This is a genomic window from Kitasatospora sp. NPDC054768 (assembly GCF_053612025.1).
In genome coordinates this window covers 1-414 of record NZ_JBSHBN010000080.1, presented here as the reverse complement: position 1 = coordinate 414, position 414 = coordinate 1, and the positions used below count along the sequence as shown (strand labels likewise).

Genomic DNA, 414 nt, shown 5'->3' with positions numbered 1-414 from the left:
TAGACTAACTCGGAGGCCTCCCCCGTTAAATCACCGGCAACCCAGCGCGGGGGCCCGGCGCACACCCCGCCGGCCCCGCTCGGCGATTGCCGGGGGAGGACCCTTGGTCGGGTGGCCGGGGGACGGTGGCCCGTCCGCCCGGTCGAGGACCTCGGTGCCGCCTCACCTGGTGGTGGTGAGGAGGCCGCGGTTGCGCAGGGCGCGGCGTTCGACGGGGGTGAAGACGAGGAGTTCGATGGTGATGCCGACGAAGAGGATGAGGATGATGCCGAGGAGGACGCCGGACATGTCGGAGAATTCGCGTTGGTCCTCCAGGTAGCGGCCGAGGCCGCGGCCGAGGTCGGGGGAGGAGGCGACGAGTTCGGCGGCCATCAGGGAGCGCCAGGAGAAGGCCCAGCCCTGTTTGAGGCCGGC

Annotated in this window: 1 pseudogene; it reads right to left on the bottom strand. The window is 71.3% G+C overall.

What is annotated here, in order from left to right:
- Nucleotides 1–162: 162 nt before the first annotated feature.
- A pseudogene (locus ACWGKU_RS23065) lies at nt 163–414 on the bottom strand (ABC transporter permease); the annotation flags it as partial.